Source organism: Streptomyces sp. WZ.A104, assembly GCF_002382885.1.
Classification (GTDB): Bacteria; Actinomycetota; Actinomycetes; order Streptomycetales; family Streptomycetaceae; genus Streptomyces.
In genome coordinates, this window is record NZ_NWVL01000013.1 from 111,893 (window position 1) to 127,216 (window position 15,324).

The 15,324-nt window shown below is 71.9% G+C and carries 14 protein-coding genes and 1 pseudogene; 11 read left to right on the forward strand and 4 right to left on the reverse strand.

Features of this window, described 5'->3' with window-relative positions; all coding sequences use genetic code 11:
• Positions 1–11: 11 nt before the first annotated feature.
• Positions 12–1,232 (forward strand): acetyl-CoA C-acetyltransferase, encoded by a 1,221-nt coding sequence (locus CIB93_RS10000; RefSeq protein ID WP_096626226.1) that lies wholly within the window; start codon positions 12–14, stop codon positions 1,230–1,232.
• A 216-nt stretch (positions 1,233–1,448) separates the two neighbouring features.
• Here CIB93_RS10000 and CIB93_RS39405 read toward each other — a convergent pair whose 3' ends face one another.
• Positions 1,449–2,129 carry a chaplin gene (locus CIB93_RS39405; protein WP_096626228.1) on the reverse strand — a complete coding sequence of 227 codons (681 nt, stop codon included), beginning with the start codon at positions 2,127–2,129 and terminating at the stop codon, positions 1,449–1,451.
• A 350-nt stretch (positions 2,130–2,479) separates the two neighbouring features.
• Between CIB93_RS39405 and CIB93_RS10010 the strand changes: the two genes are divergently transcribed.
• The 6 genes from CIB93_RS10010 (at position 2,480) to CIB93_RS10035 (ending at position 5,472) form a co-directional block, all read left to right on the forward strand.
• On the forward strand, positions 2,480–2,881 hold the full coding sequence (locus CIB93_RS10010) for a rodlin (protein WP_096626230.1): 402 nt from the start codon (positions 2,480–2,482) through the stop codon (positions 2,879–2,881).
• Positions 2,882–3,175: 294 nt separating this feature from the next.
• A complete protein-coding gene (locus tag CIB93_RS10015; RefSeq protein WP_096626232.1) occupies positions 3,176–3,409 on the forward strand; it encodes a chaplin in 234 nt (77 codons plus the stop codon).
• A 236-nt stretch (positions 3,410–3,645) separates the two neighbouring features.
• Positions 3,646–3,936, forward strand: a complete 291-nt coding sequence (locus CIB93_RS10020) for a hypothetical protein (protein WP_096626234.1) — start codon at positions 3,646–3,648, stop codon at positions 3,934–3,936.
• Between the two features lie 207 nt (positions 3,937–4,143).
• Positions 4,144–4,554: a rodlin gene (locus CIB93_RS10025; RefSeq protein WP_096626236.1), complete on the forward strand. Its 411-nt coding sequence runs from the start codon at positions 4,144–4,146 to the stop codon at positions 4,552–4,554.
• Between the two features lie 193 nt (positions 4,555–4,747).
• Complete coding sequence (locus tag CIB93_RS10030; RefSeq protein ID WP_096626238.1) at positions 4,748–4,945, forward strand: hypothetical protein; 198 nt, start codon at positions 4,748–4,750, stop codon at positions 4,943–4,945.
• 119 nt (positions 4,946–5,064) lie between these two features.
• Positions 5,065–5,472, forward strand: a complete 408-nt coding sequence (locus CIB93_RS10035) for a rodlin (protein ID WP_096626240.1) — start codon at positions 5,065–5,067, stop codon at positions 5,470–5,472.
• 154 nt (positions 5,473–5,626) lie between these two features.
• Here CIB93_RS10035 and CIB93_RS10040 read toward each other — a convergent pair whose 3' ends face one another.
• Positions 5,627–6,127: a DUF5949 family protein gene (locus CIB93_RS10040; RefSeq protein ID WP_096626242.1), complete on the reverse strand. Its 501-nt coding sequence runs from the start codon at positions 6,125–6,127 to the stop codon at positions 5,627–5,629.
• 319 nt (positions 6,128–6,446) lie between these two features.
• Here CIB93_RS10040 and rsgA point away from each other — a divergent pair, with 319 nt between their 5' ends.
• Both rsgA and CIB93_RS10050 read left to right on the forward strand, forming a co-directional pair.
• Positions 6,447–7,610 (forward strand): ribosome small subunit-dependent GTPase A, encoded by a 1,164-nt coding sequence (rsgA, locus tag CIB93_RS10045; protein WP_096626244.1) that lies wholly within the window; start codon positions 6,447–6,449, stop codon positions 7,608–7,610.
• A 72-nt stretch (positions 7,611–7,682) separates the two neighbouring features.
• Positions 7,683–9,047, forward strand: a complete 1,365-nt coding sequence (locus CIB93_RS10050) for a DNA-3-methyladenine glycosylase 2 family protein (protein WP_096626246.1) — start codon at positions 7,683–7,685, stop codon at positions 9,045–9,047.
• Between the two features lie 24 nt (positions 9,048–9,071).
• On the opposite strand, the gene CIB93_RS10055 is transcribed toward CIB93_RS10050, so the two are convergent.
• Positions 9,072–9,554, reverse strand: coding sequence for a DUF456 domain-containing protein (locus CIB93_RS10055; RefSeq protein ID WP_096626248.1), 483 nt, complete (start codon positions 9,552–9,554; stop codon positions 9,072–9,074).
• An 82-nt stretch (positions 9,555–9,636) separates the two neighbouring features.
• Complete coding sequence (locus CIB93_RS10060) at positions 9,637–10,626, reverse strand: LuxR family transcriptional regulator (RefSeq protein ID WP_096626250.1); 990 nt, start codon at positions 10,624–10,626, stop codon at positions 9,637–9,639.
• Positions 10,627–10,834: 208 nt separating this feature from the next.
• On the opposite strand from CIB93_RS10060, the gene CIB93_RS10065 reads away from it, so the two are divergent.
• Complete coding sequence (locus CIB93_RS10065) at positions 10,835–14,599, forward strand: S8 family peptidase (protein WP_096626252.1); 3,765 nt, start codon at positions 10,835–10,837, stop codon at positions 14,597–14,599.
• A gap of 169 nt (positions 14,600–14,768) precedes the next feature.
• Positions 14,769–15,324 (forward strand): annotated as a pseudogene (locus CIB93_RS37415) (hypothetical protein); the annotation flags it as partial.

Genomic DNA, 15,324 nt, shown 5'->3' on the forward strand with positions numbered 1-15,324 from the left:
AAGGCCCGCCCGTGCCGCTCGACGTCGTCATCTGCGAACCCCTGCGCACCCCGATCGGCCGGTTCGGCGGGGCGTTCGCCCAGCAGACACCGGCCGCGCTGGCCGCACGCGTCATCGCGGAGATCGTCACCCGCACCGGCATCGACCCCGACCGGGTCGACGAGGTGATCCTCGGCCACGCCTACCCGACTAGCGAGGCCCCCGCCATCGGCCGCGTCGCCGCCCTGGACGCCGGACTGCCCACCACGGTCACCGGCTCCCAGATCGACCGCCGCTGCGGCTCGGGGCTCCAGGCGGTCCTGGACGCGGCGATGCAGATCCGCGCCGGGTTCAGCGACGTCGTGATCGCGGGCGGCGTCGACGTCATGAGCGGTGCCCCCTACTACACCCACGACGGACGCTGGGGAATCAAGGGCCCCGGCCTCCAGCTCCACGACGCCCTCGCCCGGGGCCGGGTCACCGCGGGCGGCCTCAACCACCCGGTCCCCGGCGGCATGATCGAGACGGCGGAGAACCTGCGCCGGGAGTACGGCATCAGCCGCGCCGACCAGGACGCCCTGGCCCTGCGCTCGCAGCAGCGGGCCGCCCGCGCCGCCGCCGAGGGGCGCTACGACGCGGAGACCGTCCCCGTCACCGTACGCACCCGCAAGGGCGAGACCGTCGTCACCGCCGACGAACACCCCCGCCCCGACACCACCGCCGAACAACTCGCCGCCCTCCGCCCGGTGATGGCCAAGTCCGATCCGGAGGCCACCGTCACGGCGGGCAACGCCAGCGGCCAGAACGACGCGGCGGCCGCCTGCCTGGTCACCAGCGCCGGAACCGCCGAACGCCTCGGCCTCACCCCGCTCGTCCGCCTGGTCTCCTTCGCCCGGGCCGGGGTCCCCGCCGCGACGATGGGCATCGCACCCGTAGCCGCCACCCGCACCGCCCTCGACCGGGCAGGTCTCTCGCTCGCCGACCTCGACCTGATCGAGCTGAACGAGGCCTTCGCCGCCCAGGTCCTGTCCTGCACACGGGAGTTGGGCCTCGGTGACAAGGACCACGAGGAGCGGATCAACGTCAACGGCTCGGGCATCTCGCTCGGCCACCCGGTCGGTGCCACCGGAGCCCGTATCCTCGCCACCCTCACCCGCGAACTCCACCGCCGCGAGGCCCGCTACGGCCTGGAGACGATGTGCATCGGCGGCGGCCAGGGCCTCGCGGCGGTCTTCGAACGGATCGCGGTCTGAGGGAGCCGGGCCATCACGGCCTCACCGGCCGACCGGCGCACTCGCACATCCGGCGCGGCCGGGCCCGGCGACGGCACGGCCCCGCGGCTCCCGGCCATCCTCCACCGATCGGCCCGCACCCCGGGACAAACCGGTCACCGCACACGACGAAAGGCCCGGCCGGACAGTCCCCGCTGTCCGGCCGGACCTCGTTTCTCACGCAGGCGCGGTGGTGATTCAGTCCCGCGCGTCACGGGTACGGCGCATAAGCACCGCCCCGCCGAGCAGCAGCGCGGCGCTCGCACCGGCGGCCAGCCCCAGATCGGCGGCACCGGTGTCGGCCAGGTGCGCACCCGGGGTGTTGGAGCCGGGCGTACCGGAACCGGGGGTTTCGGCACCCGGAGTGTCCGTGCCGGGGGTGTCGGTCGGAGGCATGTCCACGGGCGGCTCGTCGACCGGGGGCTCGTCCACGGGCGGCTCGTCCACCGGGGGCTCGTCGACCGGGGGCTCGTCCACGGGGGGCTCGTCGACCGGCGGCTCGTCGACCGGGGGCTCGTCCACGGGGGGCTCGTCGACCGGCGGCTCGTCGACCGGGGGCTCGTCCACGGGCGGCTCGTCGACCGGGGGCTCATCTACGGGCGGCTTGTCCACAGGCGGGTGGTCGTGCTTCGGGCCGTCGGCGTTCACGCACTTGTTGCCGAAGGCCGGGTTCAGCAGGGCGATCACATTGACCGTGTTGCCGCACACATTGACGGGGATGTTCACCGGAGCCTGCAGGGTGTTGCCCGAACCGACGCCCGGCGAGCCGACGGCAGCACCTTCGGCCGACGCGTCGGCGTGTGCGGTGCCGCCGACCGCGGCCAGGAGACCTGAGGCGGCCGCCACGACGATGAAGCTCTTGTTCAAGACTTGTCGCATTACTTGTTACTTGCCCTTCCCTCACACATGCGCGCTGGACGACTGCCATAACGACCGAGGGCTGTGGGGGAAACTTGGAGTGGCGTGAAAATTTTGCCATCACCCGGATGGCTGGCGTGTACGGATCCCGCACTTCCCGGTCCACGGGTAAAGAAAAACGATTCCGCCAGTGCGAACGGGTGGACGTACGAACGGAGGCGGGGCGATGTGTGCGAATCCGTGCGGCGGTCGCGCTCCGGTGCCGCACGCCCCCGTGCCCGGCATTCGGGTGAATGGGCGGAACCAAACGCCGGGCGCCGAGTTGGTCAGGGTGCTCCGCCGCGGGGCAACCAGTGCGAGAAGGGTTAATCGTGATCAAGAAGGTTCTGGCTACGGGCGCTGTCGCCGCCTCCGTCCTCGGCCTCGGCGCCACGCAGGCCATGGCGATCGCCAACGACGGGGGCACCACCTCGATCAACGGCAACGGCGCTTCGCAGTCCTTCGGCAACGCCGAGACCCACGGTGACTGGAGCCCGCAGTTCGGCCTGGTCCAGGGGTCGCTGAACAAGCCCTGTGTCGGTCTTCCGCTGAAGGGCAACGTCGGCTCGCTCGTCGGCGTGGTGCCGGTCACCGTCCAGGACATCAACGTCCTGTCCTCCCCGCAGAACCAGCAGTGCACCGAGAACTCCACCCAGGCCAAGGGCGACGAGGCTCTGTCGCACATCCTGGACGACATCCCGATCCTCTCGGGCAACGGTGCCGGCAACGGCTGATACGGCTGAATACCCGGGTCCGGGCCCTCGGAGTTCCTCCACCGAGCGGTCCGGGCCCGCCGCTTTTCCCGGGAATGTGCGGTGGCTTTCTGGGCGCCTCCATTTCCGTAACCCCACGCCGAATCGACGTTGCGTCATTCGGGCGGTTCTCCGGGATTTCGCTTCCCGGGCAGTTTCGATTCCGGCCGTTCATCGTTACGAATGACAGCGCCGGAGTCACGAGCGATCAATATCGGGCTCGGGCGGCACGAAAGTCGTGACCGCGCCGGACTCCGCCGAGGAAAGGGACACAAAGTGAAGTACACCAAGGTTGCCGCCGTCGCCGCCGGAACGCTCATGGCGATGGGCACCGCCGCGCCGGCCATGGCCGACTCGGGTGCCGAGGCCGTTGCCGCGCACTCCCCGGGCGTGCTGTCCGGCAACATCCTCCAGGCCCCGATCCACGTTCCGGTCAACGTCTGCGGCAACACCGTCAACCTGGTCGGTGCGCTGAACCCGGCCTTCGGCAACACCTGCATCAACCAGTGAACAACTGACCGGCCGGGCGGACAGCCCGGGACCGGTCGGCCCCGGACGGCAACCGCCGTCCGGGGCCTTTTCGTTGAACGGCCGCCGTCGACGGCAGAGAAAGATGACGCTGCACAGTTTCCCGAATGCGGCCTGATCGTTGTCCAAGGAGAAAGCGGCAGAAGTCACAGGTAAAGAAGGCTTGTGCGGCACGGGAACGTGACCGAAACAGATGCCGCGCAGAAGGGAACACCGAAGTGAAGTACGCGAAGACCGCCGCGATCGTTGCCGGTTCCGTGGCCGCCCTCGGAACGGCTGCCCCCGCCTTCGCCGTTACTGACGCCATGGCCCCCAACTTCAGCCTCGACCGGGGCCTCAACCAGGTCGTGGCCAGCGCCCCGCAGGTAGTGGACCCGCTGGTCGACACCGTCGGCGACACCACCGAGACGGTCTCGAAGGACGGCACGGTCGGCAAGCTGGCCGGTGAGGCCACCGGCGCGGCCGGAGGCGCCGCCCCGCTGCTCGGCGGAGTGCCCATCGGCGGCTGACCGCCGCGGAACGGCAGCCCTCTCAGCGCTTTCGCCGCCCCCCATTCCTCCGGTTCCGACTTCCTCCCGTGTCGGCCTCGCATTCTCCGTGAACGCACGGCGGGAATATCACCGTTCGAGTGAATGGGCATAACCAGACCCGCCGAGCCGAGTTGAGCAGAACGCTCCGGACAGGCGGGCACACGTTTCATCCCAGAAGGGTTTTTCATGATCAAGAAGATTATGGCCTCGGCGGCCGTCGCTGCCTCGGTCGTCGGTGCCTCCGCTGCGGCCGCCCCGTCCGCCATGGCGATCGCCAACGACGGCGGCACCACGTCGATCAACGGCAACGGCGCCTCTCAGGCCTATGGCAATTCCGCGACCCACGGCGACTGGAGCCCGCAGTTCGCGCTCATCCAGGGCTCGCTGAACAAGCCCTGCATCGCCCTGCCCGCCAAGGCGAACCTCGGCTCCCTCGTCGGCCTCGTGCCCGTCACGGTCCAGGACATCAACATCCTGTCCTCCCCGCAGAACCAGCAGTGCACCGAGAACTCCACCCAGGCCAAGGGTGACGAGGCTCTGTCGCACATCCTGAACGACATCCCGATCCTCTCGGGCAACGGCGCCGCCAACAACTGACGCCGCACAGACCGACCCACGCGGGGCCAGTCCCCCCGTCCGGCGAACGCTCTTCGCCGGACGGGACGGGCTGGCCCTTCGTCGTGCGAGGGTGCGTCCGGCGCCGTGTCCGACGGGCGCGGGCGGTGCGGGGGTTGGGCCGGATGCCGTAGCACCGGCTGACGGTCCGGCCCCGTCCGGGTAGAGCCTCTCCATGGACCCGTACGGCAGCCAGCCCCCGCAGCGCAGAGAGCAGCCCCCACCGAGCGGCACACCGATCTTCGACCGGCTCGTCGCCGAGTGGCGGGCGGCCGGACGCGACCCCGTTCCGCAAGCACCTCAGCAGCCGACCGCACACCGCGGCGGCTTCGTCCCGGCGGCCCGCACCTCGGACGAGGTGGCCGAGAACTGAGCAGCGGCGTCGACCCTGCGCCGGATCGAACCCATTTGAGTGGTACTGCGCAACCGATCGCGGTCCGCGTCGGTTGATCAGTACGTTCCACACCGGGACGCTCCGAAAGGTGAAGCTTGATGAAGAAGATGATGGCCGGCGCTGCAGTGGCCGTGTCCATGCTCGGTCTGTCCGCGGTCGCGGCTCCCACGGCCATGGCGATCGGTAACGACGGTGGCACCACCACGGTCAACGGCAACGGCGCCGAGTCGAAGTTCGGCAACGCTGTGACCAAGGGTGACTGGAGCCCGCAGACCCAGGTTGTTCAGGGCACCCTGAACAAGCTCTGCATCGGCCTGCCTGCCAAGGTCAACGTCGGCTCGCTCGTCGGCGTCGTGCCGGTCACGGTCCAGGACATCAACGTTCTGTCCAACCCGCAGAACCAGCAGTGCGCCGACAACTCCACCCAGGCCAAGGGCGACGAGCCGCTGTCGCACATCCTGGACGACATCCCGGTGCTCTCGGGCAACGGCGTCGGCAACAACTGACGTAACGAGCACGGGCGGTCCTGAGGTCACCCTCCGGGCCGCCCGTCCTCGTTTCCGCGCTTCCGCGGCACGCCGCACGACCGGCACCGCCTCACGACGAGGCCCACCACTCCACGGGGGGTGGTGGGCCTCGTCGTGTGCTGGTGCGGGGCGGTCAGCCCAGGGAGCGGACCGGGAGCAGGCAGTGTGCGGAGGTGCGGACGACCTCCTCGTCGGCCGCGAAGGCCCTCAGCTGGTCCTCGCTGACCGGCTGCCCCGGCACGGCCTCCGGCCACGGGGCGGTGGCGAACATGCCGTACACCTGGCCCTGTGCCTGGGCAGCCGCCAGCCACTCGGCGGGGGCGGGGTACTGCGCCTTGAGGTGAGGCAGCGTCAGGACGGCCTGGCCCGCCTGGACGAGGAGCTTCGCCTGGATGCCGGGGGACGTGGCCGCGTCCTGGATCGAGCCGCCGACCTGGAGGCCCGCACGCTCCAGCGCGCTGCGCAGGGCCTCGCGGCCGACCTCCGGACCGTCCTGCCCGTCGCCCAGCGAATAGGAGAGGAGGAAGGCGGTGTCCTGGTCGGCGTCGGGCTGCCGGCCGCTCCAGCCGATCAGGATCTGGGTGCCCAACTGGGCCGGTGTGAACGTGCCGGTGGAGGTCTGGGGTGTGGTCATGCTCGGCACCCTAACGGCCATGGACCAGCAGCTATGCATGCGTATCACCCGATCGAGGGAGATCTGGGGTAACTCCGGCGAAAAAAACTGTTGGCGCCCCTCCCGGGGGCCGGTCTAGGGTGAACACCGTTCCGCATGCCGCAGTGACGCGTGCGGCAGGCAAGAGGAATCAGGAGGTGAGGACATTGATGACTGTCGTTGTGATGGGCACTGCCCACAACCGGAAGAGCATCGTCCGCATCCCCGTGGCCACCGGCTGACCACTCTCGTAACTTCGCGCCGAGCGCGCGTGCCGGGGCCACCCTGTGAAGGGTTTCCCTTGTCTTTCTCGTTTTCTCCGGCAGCTTCGTCCTGCTCTCCTTCTTCGCACCCGCTGGCCCCGTACGGCTGGGACGAGGACTGGGCGGCCGCCTCCTCCCCGTACGCCGAGCAGGGGCTCGTCCCGGGGCGGGTGGTGCGGGTGGACCGCGGTCAGTGTGACGTGATCACCGCTGACGGCCCGGTCCGAGCCGACACCGCGTTCGTGGTGCCGCGTGATCCGATGCGGATCGTCTGCACCGGTGACTGGGTGGCGCTCGACGCGGACGGCGACCCGCGCTTCGTCCGTACGTTGCTGCCGCGCCGTACCGCCTTCGTCCGCTCGACCTCCTCGCAGCGGTCCGAGGGGCAGGTGCTCGCCACCAACATCGACCACATCGCCATCTGCGTCTCGCTCGCCGTCGAACTGGACCTCGGACGCCTGGAGCGCTTCCTCGCGCTCGCCCTGTCCAGCTCCAGCGGCGCCGCCCTGCTCGGTGACGGACGGGAGACCGAGCACCAGCCCGAAGTGATCGTGCTCCTCACCAAGGCGGACCTGGTGCCCGACGCGGCCACCGTCTCCCACCTGGTCCGGGACGTCGAGGCGATCGCCCCCGGCGTCCAGGTGCTGCCCGTCAGCTCCACCACGGGCGAGGGGCTCGACGTCTTCGGCGCCCTCGTCTCCGGCGGTACGAGCGTGCTGCTCGGCATCTCCGGCGCGGGCAAGTCGACCCTGGCCAACACCCTGCTCGGCATGGACGTGATGGAGGTGCGGGCCGCCCGGGAGGTCGACGGCAAGGGCCGGCACACCACAACGACCCGCAACCTGCTCGTCCTGCCGCACGGGGGCGTCCTCATCGACACCCCCGGCCTGCGCGGCGTCGGCCTCTTCGACGCCGGGGCAGGGGTCGGCGAGGTGTTCTCCGAGATCGAGGAGCTGGCCGCGCGGTGCCGGTTCCACGACTGCTCCCACACGGTCGAACCGGGATGCGCCGTGCTCGGCGCGCTGGAGGACGGCACCCTGCCCGAGCGCCGCCTCGACAGCTACCGCAAGCTGCTCCGCGAGAACCAGCGGATCGTCGCCAAGACCGACGCGCGCGTGCGCAGCGAGATCCTGCGGGACTGGAAGCGCAAGGGCTCCGAGGGGCGGGCGGCGATGCAGGCCAAGCGGGGCCGGGTGCGGTAGCCGCAGGCGTACGGCTCGATGTCCGAAAACCGCGAGTGCGGCAGCGGTGGCTGCCGCACACTGGACGGTGTGATGGACGAACGGACCAGGTACGAGGCGGTGAGCAGCCGCGACGCACGGTTCGACGGAGTGTTCTTCTTCGCCGTGGTGACCACCGGCATCTACTGTCGGCCGAGCTGTCCCGCCGTCACTCCCCAACGCGCCAATGTGCGCTTCTACGCCACCGCCGCTGCCGCCCAGACGGGCGGCTTCCGGGCCTGCCGCCGCTGCCGCCCGGACGCCGTGCCCGGCTCCGCCGAGTGGAACGTCCGCGCGGACGTCGTCGGCCGGGCCATGCGCCTGATCGGCGACGGCGTGGTGGACCGCGAAGGGGTGCCCGGGCTCGCCGGGCGGCTCGGCTACAGCGCCCGCCATGTCCAGCGCCAGCTGAACACCGAGCTGGGCGCGGGACCCGCCGCGCTCGCCCGTGCCCAGCGCTCCCACACCGCCCGGGTGCTCCTCCAGACCACCCGGCTGCCGGTCACCGAGATCGCCTTCGCCGCCGGGTTCGCCAGCGTCCGGCAGTTCAACGACACCATCCGGCAGATCTACGCCCGCACCCCCAGCGCCCTGCGCGCCGAGGCCGGGACGGGGCTCGGCGGCGGACGTCGCGAGGGAGCGCGGGCCGGGGTGCCGCTGCGGCTCGCCCACCGGCGCCCGTACGCCACCGCCGCCATGTTCGACCTGCTGGCCGCGGAGGCGGTCGCCCGGGTGGAGGAGGTCGTGGGGGAACCGGGGCGCCGTACCTACCGGCGCACCCTGCGGCTGCCGTACGGCTCCGGGCTCGTCGCGGTCGACGAGGCGTCTCCCGGCCCATGGCTGGAGGCCCGCATCCAGCTCGCCGACCTGCGTGACCTGACCACCGCCGTCCAGCGGCTGCGCCGGCTCCTCGACCTGGACGCCGACCCGTACGCCGTGGACGAGGCCCTCGCGGCCGACCCCCAGCTCGCCCCGCTGGTCGCCGCCCGCCCCGGACTGCGCTCGCCGGGCGCGGCGGACCCGGAGGAGGCCGCCGTACGGGCCCTGGTGGGGCGGGAGCGGGCCCGGGAGCTGGTGGAGCGGTACGGAAAGGCGCTGGACGTGCCGTGCGGCGGGCTCACCCATGTGTTCCCCGAGCCGGGCGCGCTCGCCGGTTCCGCCGAGGATCCGGCGCTCGACGCCCTGGCCGCCGCGCTCGCCGACGGGCGGCTGCGGCTGGACGCCGGCGCCGACCGGGGCGAGGCGGAACGGACGCTGCTGACGCTCCCCGGGATCGGCCGCCGCACCGCCGCGCTGATCCGGATGCGGGCGCTGGGCGACCCCGACGTGGACCCGTACGGGATGCCCGGGGGCGAGGACTGGCGGCCCTGGCGTTCCTATGCCGTACGCCACCGGGAAGCGGCCGCGTCTCCCCGCTGACCGCCCCCGCCGCACCCCGGGCGGTCAGCCCCAGAGCACCGCGCCCAGCCAGGCGCCCGCCACCAGCAGGCAGGCGAACAGCTCCACCAGCACCGCGTAGCCGGTGGCCCGCATCACCGAGCGCACCGATGTCCAGGCCGCGCCCCGGCTGCCCAGCCGCAGCCGCTCCGCGCCGAAGATCGCCCCCACATACCCGAGGAGCGCGCCCACCACGGGCACCACGAAGAACCCCCCGATCGCCGCGACCCCGCCGAGCATCAACGTCCGGCGGGGGGCGCCCGACTCACCCGGGTGGCGCGGCGGGAGCAGGGGCTTGAGGGCCTGGTTCAGCAGCATCAGGGCCGTCGCGCCGATCAGGACGGCCCAGGCCGCCGTCGTCATGTCCGTCAGTGCCCACCACAGCACCGCCGCCCAGACGATCGCCTGCCCGGGGACGCCCGGCAGCAACACCCCGACCAGGCCCAGCAGCATGACCAGGCCGACGGCGACGAGCTGCCACACACTCATCTGACCAGCGTGCCGGAGAGTGCACCGCCGCGCCCGTCAGCGCATTCGGGGCACCCGCCACCACCTGCGCCGATCCACCCCCTCAGGAGGCGGTGGTACGGGACACCCAGCCGCGTTCGTACGCGTGCCAGCCCAGCTGGAGGCGGGTGGATACCCCGGTCAGCTCCATCAGGCCCTTGACCCGGCGCTGCACGGTCCGCAGCCCCAGGTCCAGCTGCTTGGCCACACTGGCGTCCGTCAGCCCCGCCAGCAGCAGCGACAGGACCTCCAGGTCCGTCGGGTCGGGCCCGGCTCCGTCCTCGCGCACCCCGCCGCCCTCGCCCAGCCGTAGCGGCATCGCCTCCCGCCACACCGCCTCGAAGAGGCCCATCAGCGACTCCAGCAGACCGCTGGCATGAACGACCAGGGCGGCGGGCTCCTCGCCCCGCCCGGTCAGCGGGACCATCGCGAGGCTGCCGTCGGCGACGACCAGCTTCGTCGGCACCCGGTCCACCACCCTGCACTGCTCGTCCCGGCTCAGCGCCGTCGACAGCTCCAGAATCCCGTACGGCATCGACAGCACCTCGCGCTCGACCACCACCCGGTAGCTCACGCCGCGCGAGGTGGCGCGCTCCTCGGACTCGTTCTCCATGCCGGTCACCGCGACCGTCTTCCCGGTGACCAGGGCGCACACCTCGGACACCGCGCCCAGCTGCAACTGGTGGAAGCGCTGGGTGACGGCGCTCGCCCCCGTCACCACCTCCACCAGGTCGTGTACCGCGGGCTCGCTCGCCTCCGCCCGGTACTCCTCGGCGAGCAGCGCGGACGCCAGCTCCGCCTGCTCCAGCTCGTGACGCTGCTGGATCAGCAGCGCGCCCAGGGCCACCCCGGGCGGAGCGGCCACCCAGCGGCCCGGCCGGGCCGAGGACTGGGCGGCCAGGCCCTGCCGCTCCAGCCGGCGCAGCACCCGCTCGGTGTCCGCCTCGGGAAGGGCCAGCCGGTGCGCGAGATCGGTGAGCTCGGCCGCTCCCGCCGCGACGAGTGCGCGGTACGTGGCTTCCTGTCTCTCGTCGAGACCTATGGCCCCCAGCATGCTCCGGCCCTCCTGTGTGGTGATCGCGCATCGCGGCGCCCCTGCCCGCGGGTCCCGCGTGGCGGGAAGAGGCCACGGCGTAAACCCGCCGCTCACATCATCCCCCGTACCCCTGGTCGCTCTGCCACTGTGGCGCCACCGCAGCACCAACAACCTCCGGGATGCGGCCTCTTGGGCTGATTCATTCCGGATTGACCTGGGGAGAGCGATGCGCCCGATACCGCGTACGGCACTCGGAGCGGCGACCGCCGCCGTGCTCGCCGTCACCGCTATCGCACCGTCCGTGGCAGCGCCATCGGACGCGCGACACGCGAAGAGACCGCTCACCGGCAGTGCGGCCGCCGCCACGGATGCCACGCCCGTCACCCTGACGCTCGTCACCGGCGACAAGGTGCTGGTGACCACCGACGCCTCGGGAGCGTCCGCCGCCACCGCCCTGCCCCGCGAGGACGGCAGTGTCCCTCTCGTCCAGACCCGGCAGTCCGGCTCCGACCTGTACGTCTACCCGGAGTCCGCCGTGGCCGCGCTCGCCGCGGGCACCGTCGACGAGGAGCTCTTCAACGTCACCGGACTGATCCGCCAGGGCTACGACGACAGCCGCGCCGACTCCGTCCCGCTGATCGCCACCTACACCGGCGACGCTGCCCGCCGCACCCTCGTCACCCCGCGCGGGGCGGAGCGCGGCCAGAGGCTCGACGTCATCGACGGACTCGCGCTGAAGGCCGACAAGAAGCGCACCGCCGACTTCTGGGCCGACCTCACCGCCCCTCGCTCCCGGGCGGCCTCCGGCCTCAAGAAGCTCTGGCTCGACCGAAAGGTTCAGGCCAGTCTCGACAAGTCGACGAAGCAGGTCGGCGCGGACCTCGCCTGGGCGGCCGGTCACGACGGCACCGGCACCAGGGTCGCCGTCCTGGACACCGGCGCCGACGCCGAACACCCCGACCTCCAGGGCCGGATCACCGCATCCGAGAACTTCACCGACTCCGACACCACCGACGACCGCCAGGGCCACGGCACCCATGTCGCGTCCACCGTCGGAGGCTCCGGCGCGGCGAGCGACGGCAAGAACAAGGGCGTCGCCCCCGGCGCCGACCTCATGGTCGGCAAGGTCCTCAACGACAGCGGGTCCGGCGCCGCCTCCTGGATCATCGCGGGCATGCAGTGGGCCGTCGACAACAAGGCCGACGTCGTCTCCATGAGCCTCGGCAGCGCGGAGCCCACCGACTGCACCGACCCGATGAGCCTGGCCGCCGAGAAACTCGGCAAGAACAAGGACACCCTGTTCGTGGTCGCCGCGGGGAACCTCGGCCCGTCCCTGAACACCGTCTCCTCGCCCGGCTGCGCCGCCGGCGTGCTGACGGTGGGGGCGGTGGACCGCGACGACTCCACCGCGAACTTCTCCAGCCGCGGCCCCACGATCGGCTCGCACACGCTCAAGCCGGAGATCGCCGCACCCGGCGTCGCCATCTCCGCCGCCGCGGCGGGCGGCCGGGGCTCACAGGCGTACCGGTCGATGTCCGGTACGTCGATGGCCACCCCGCACGTCGCCGGCGCCGCCGCCGTCGTCAAGCAGCGCCACCCCGACTGGACGGCCCAGCAGATCAAGGCGGCCCTGGTCTCCTCGGCGCACAGCGCCGTGCCCGGCGACGTACGCGAGACCGGCGGCGGCCGCCTCGACGTGGACCGCGCCGTTCGTACGCCCGTGACCGGTGCACCCGCCGTCCAGGGCGGCACCTTCAACTGGCCCCAGGACAGGAGCGATCGCACCACCGTTGCCCTGCCCTACACCAACACGGGCGGCAAGCCGGTCAGGCTCTCGCTGAAGGTCTCGGGCGTCACCGGCAACGACGGCTCCGCCGTCGGCTCCAAGGTCGCCGCCCTCGGCCGGAAGTCCATCACCGTGCCCGCCGGGGCGACGGTCGAGGTCCCCCTCGAACTCGACCCCGACGCACGGCTGGCCGCCGCCCAGTACGGTGACGTCACCGGGCGCGTCCTCGCCACCGCACCCGGGGGAGTGCGGGTCTCCACGCCGTTCTCCCTCTATGTGGCACCGGAGACCGTCACCCTGCGCGTCAAGCTCATCGACCGCACCGGCAAGCCCGCCGGCGGAGTCTCCTCGGTCGACCTCATCGGCACCGACACCGCCTCCGGCGAACGCCGCTTCAACGAGGGCGCCACCGACCAGACCTACCGGGTCCGCCCCGGCGCGTACTTCGTATCCAGCTTCATCGCCTCGCCCGACACCACCGACCCGACCGGTCAACTCGTGGGCTCCGTCGGCTATCTGGCACGCCCTCAGCTGAACCTCACCAAGGACACCACGCTCGTCCTCGACGCCCGCGAGGCCCACCGCCTGAAGGTGAGGACCCAGGACCGGGCGGCCGAGACGCGCGGCGCGACCCTCGCCTTCGGGCGCACCTGGGACAACTGGCTGCACTCGGGGTCCATCTCGGGCAACGAACTGATCAAGGACTATCTGGTCGACGTCCAGGGCAAGCCCCGTGACGGCGACTTCGAGTTCGCCTCCTTCTGGCGCGCCTACGCCCCCCAGATCCAGAAGTTCTCCCTCGTCGGCGGAGCCGATCTGCACCCCCGTCCCGCCACCACGGGGTCGGTCAACCTGGACGGCAAGGGCCGCGCCGAGGTCGTCGACGCCGGTGAGGGCAGCACGGCAGAGCTGGAGGCCGCAGGGGCCAGGGGCCGGATCGCCCTGGTGAAGGTCGCGGACGACTCCTCCAACGTCCTCGCCCAGGCACGCGCCGCGGAGGCCGCCGGGGCGAAGGCGCTCCTGGTGTACCGGCCCTCGGCCGGTGACTGGAAGCCCGGCATCGGTTACGGGGCGGCGCCCCTGCCGGTCCTCGGCCTGCGGGCCGACGAGGCCGCCGTACTGACCGCTGCGCTCGCCGAGGGCGGGGCGGACGTCACCTGGAGGGCCACGGCGGTCAGCCCGTTCGTCTACAACCTGTCGTTCCCGGAGAAGGGGCGGATCACCTCGGACCGCACCTACAAGGTCCGCGACAAGAAGCTCGGTTCGGTCGTCTCCACGCACGAGTCCATGGGCGTGGCCGCCGACTTCGTCGACACGCTCCTGGTCTCCCGCCCCTACGGCGGAACGTTCGGCGCGTCCTCCCTCGCTCTGGTCGCCGCCCCCGGCAAGCGCACCGAGTACTACACGGCGGGCGACACCGTCTGGCAGAAGATGCTCTCCTCCAGCTTCCCCTGGGGCGAGCTGATGACCGGCAACCCCCGTACGTACAAGGCGGGCCGGGCCACGGCGGAGGAGTGGTACCGAGGTCTGATCGTCCCGGGCGCCCCGCGCGACGCGGCGGGCGGGGAACTGCGGGCGGGTGAACGGCAGGACAACCTGATCGGCGTCGCCCCGGCGTTCATGACCGACTCCGAACACGTGGGACAGCAAGGCTCGTTCGGTGACATCGGCAACATGCGGCTCAGCCGTGACGGACAGCTCATCGGCACCAGTGCCTACCCGTTCGGTGTGTTCACCGTGCCGGCCGAGGACGCCGCGTACGAACTCACCATGACGACCACGAAGGTCGGCTCGCCCGCCCAGGTCTGGAAGCGGTCCACGCAGACGCAGACCACCTGGAAGTTCCGTTCCGAGCGGAAGCCGCATGTGGCCTCGCAGGGGCTGCCGTTGCTCTTCCCGCGCTATGACCTGCCGTCGGACGGGATGAAGACCCTGCCCGCCAGGGACGGCCGGCGGATCGGCCTCGATGCGACCGGGCACGCCGGATACACCCCTGGCAAGCTCACCGGCGCGAAGGTCTCCTTCTCCTACGACGGCGGCGAGACCTGGCACACGGCCACCACCGCGCAGCGTGGCGGCCGGTGGACCGCGACCGTGGACCACGCGGACGCGACCGGACGGTCCGTCACCCTGCGTACCGAGCTGACCGACGCGAACGGCAACGCGGTCGTCCAGACCGTCAACGACGCGTACGCCGTGAGGTAAGCGGATGAGCAGCTGATACGCCGATACGGTGATCACCTGGACCGGTCTGCCGGGCGTCCCTCCCCTGGGGGTGGGGTCGCCCGGCGGACCTCGTTCACGGGCCGCGATTACGGGCCACTTTTTCCCGATGCCCCGTTTTCGGGCGCTGTCCGCGGTGGACAATAAGGGCATGAGTCAGCAGGGGGAGAAGCCCGCCGCCCATGAGGACGACTGGTGGCGGAAGCTGTACGACGAGACCGCGCCGGACACCGGTCCCAGCAGCGCGCCCGACAGCCTCGACGACCGCTTCGACTCCGTGTCGTACACGGTGAGCAGGACGGTGGGCGACCGCCGGGACATATACCGGCCGCCGGAGGCGGACACGGGCAGGGGCGCGGGGGCCGCGTGGGACCCGGAGGCGGACAGAGCGGCGCTGTGGGACCCGGAAACGGACCTCGACCTCACGCCGGACCCGGGCACTGCGCCGGACCCGGGCCTCACGCCGGACCCCGACCTCACTCCGGACCGGGGCATTGCGCCGGACCCCGACCTCACGCCGGACCCGGGCATTGCGCCGGACCCGCGGTCCGCCTGGGACCCGTATGCGAAGCGTGACACGATCCCGGAGCCCGACCGGCGCCCGGCCGCACCCGCACCCGCACCCGCCGTCGACCGGGCCACCCCGGCGCCCGGGGCTCGGGCTGGGGCGGGGCCGGAGGCGGGCACGGGGCGCGGACCGGTCGCCG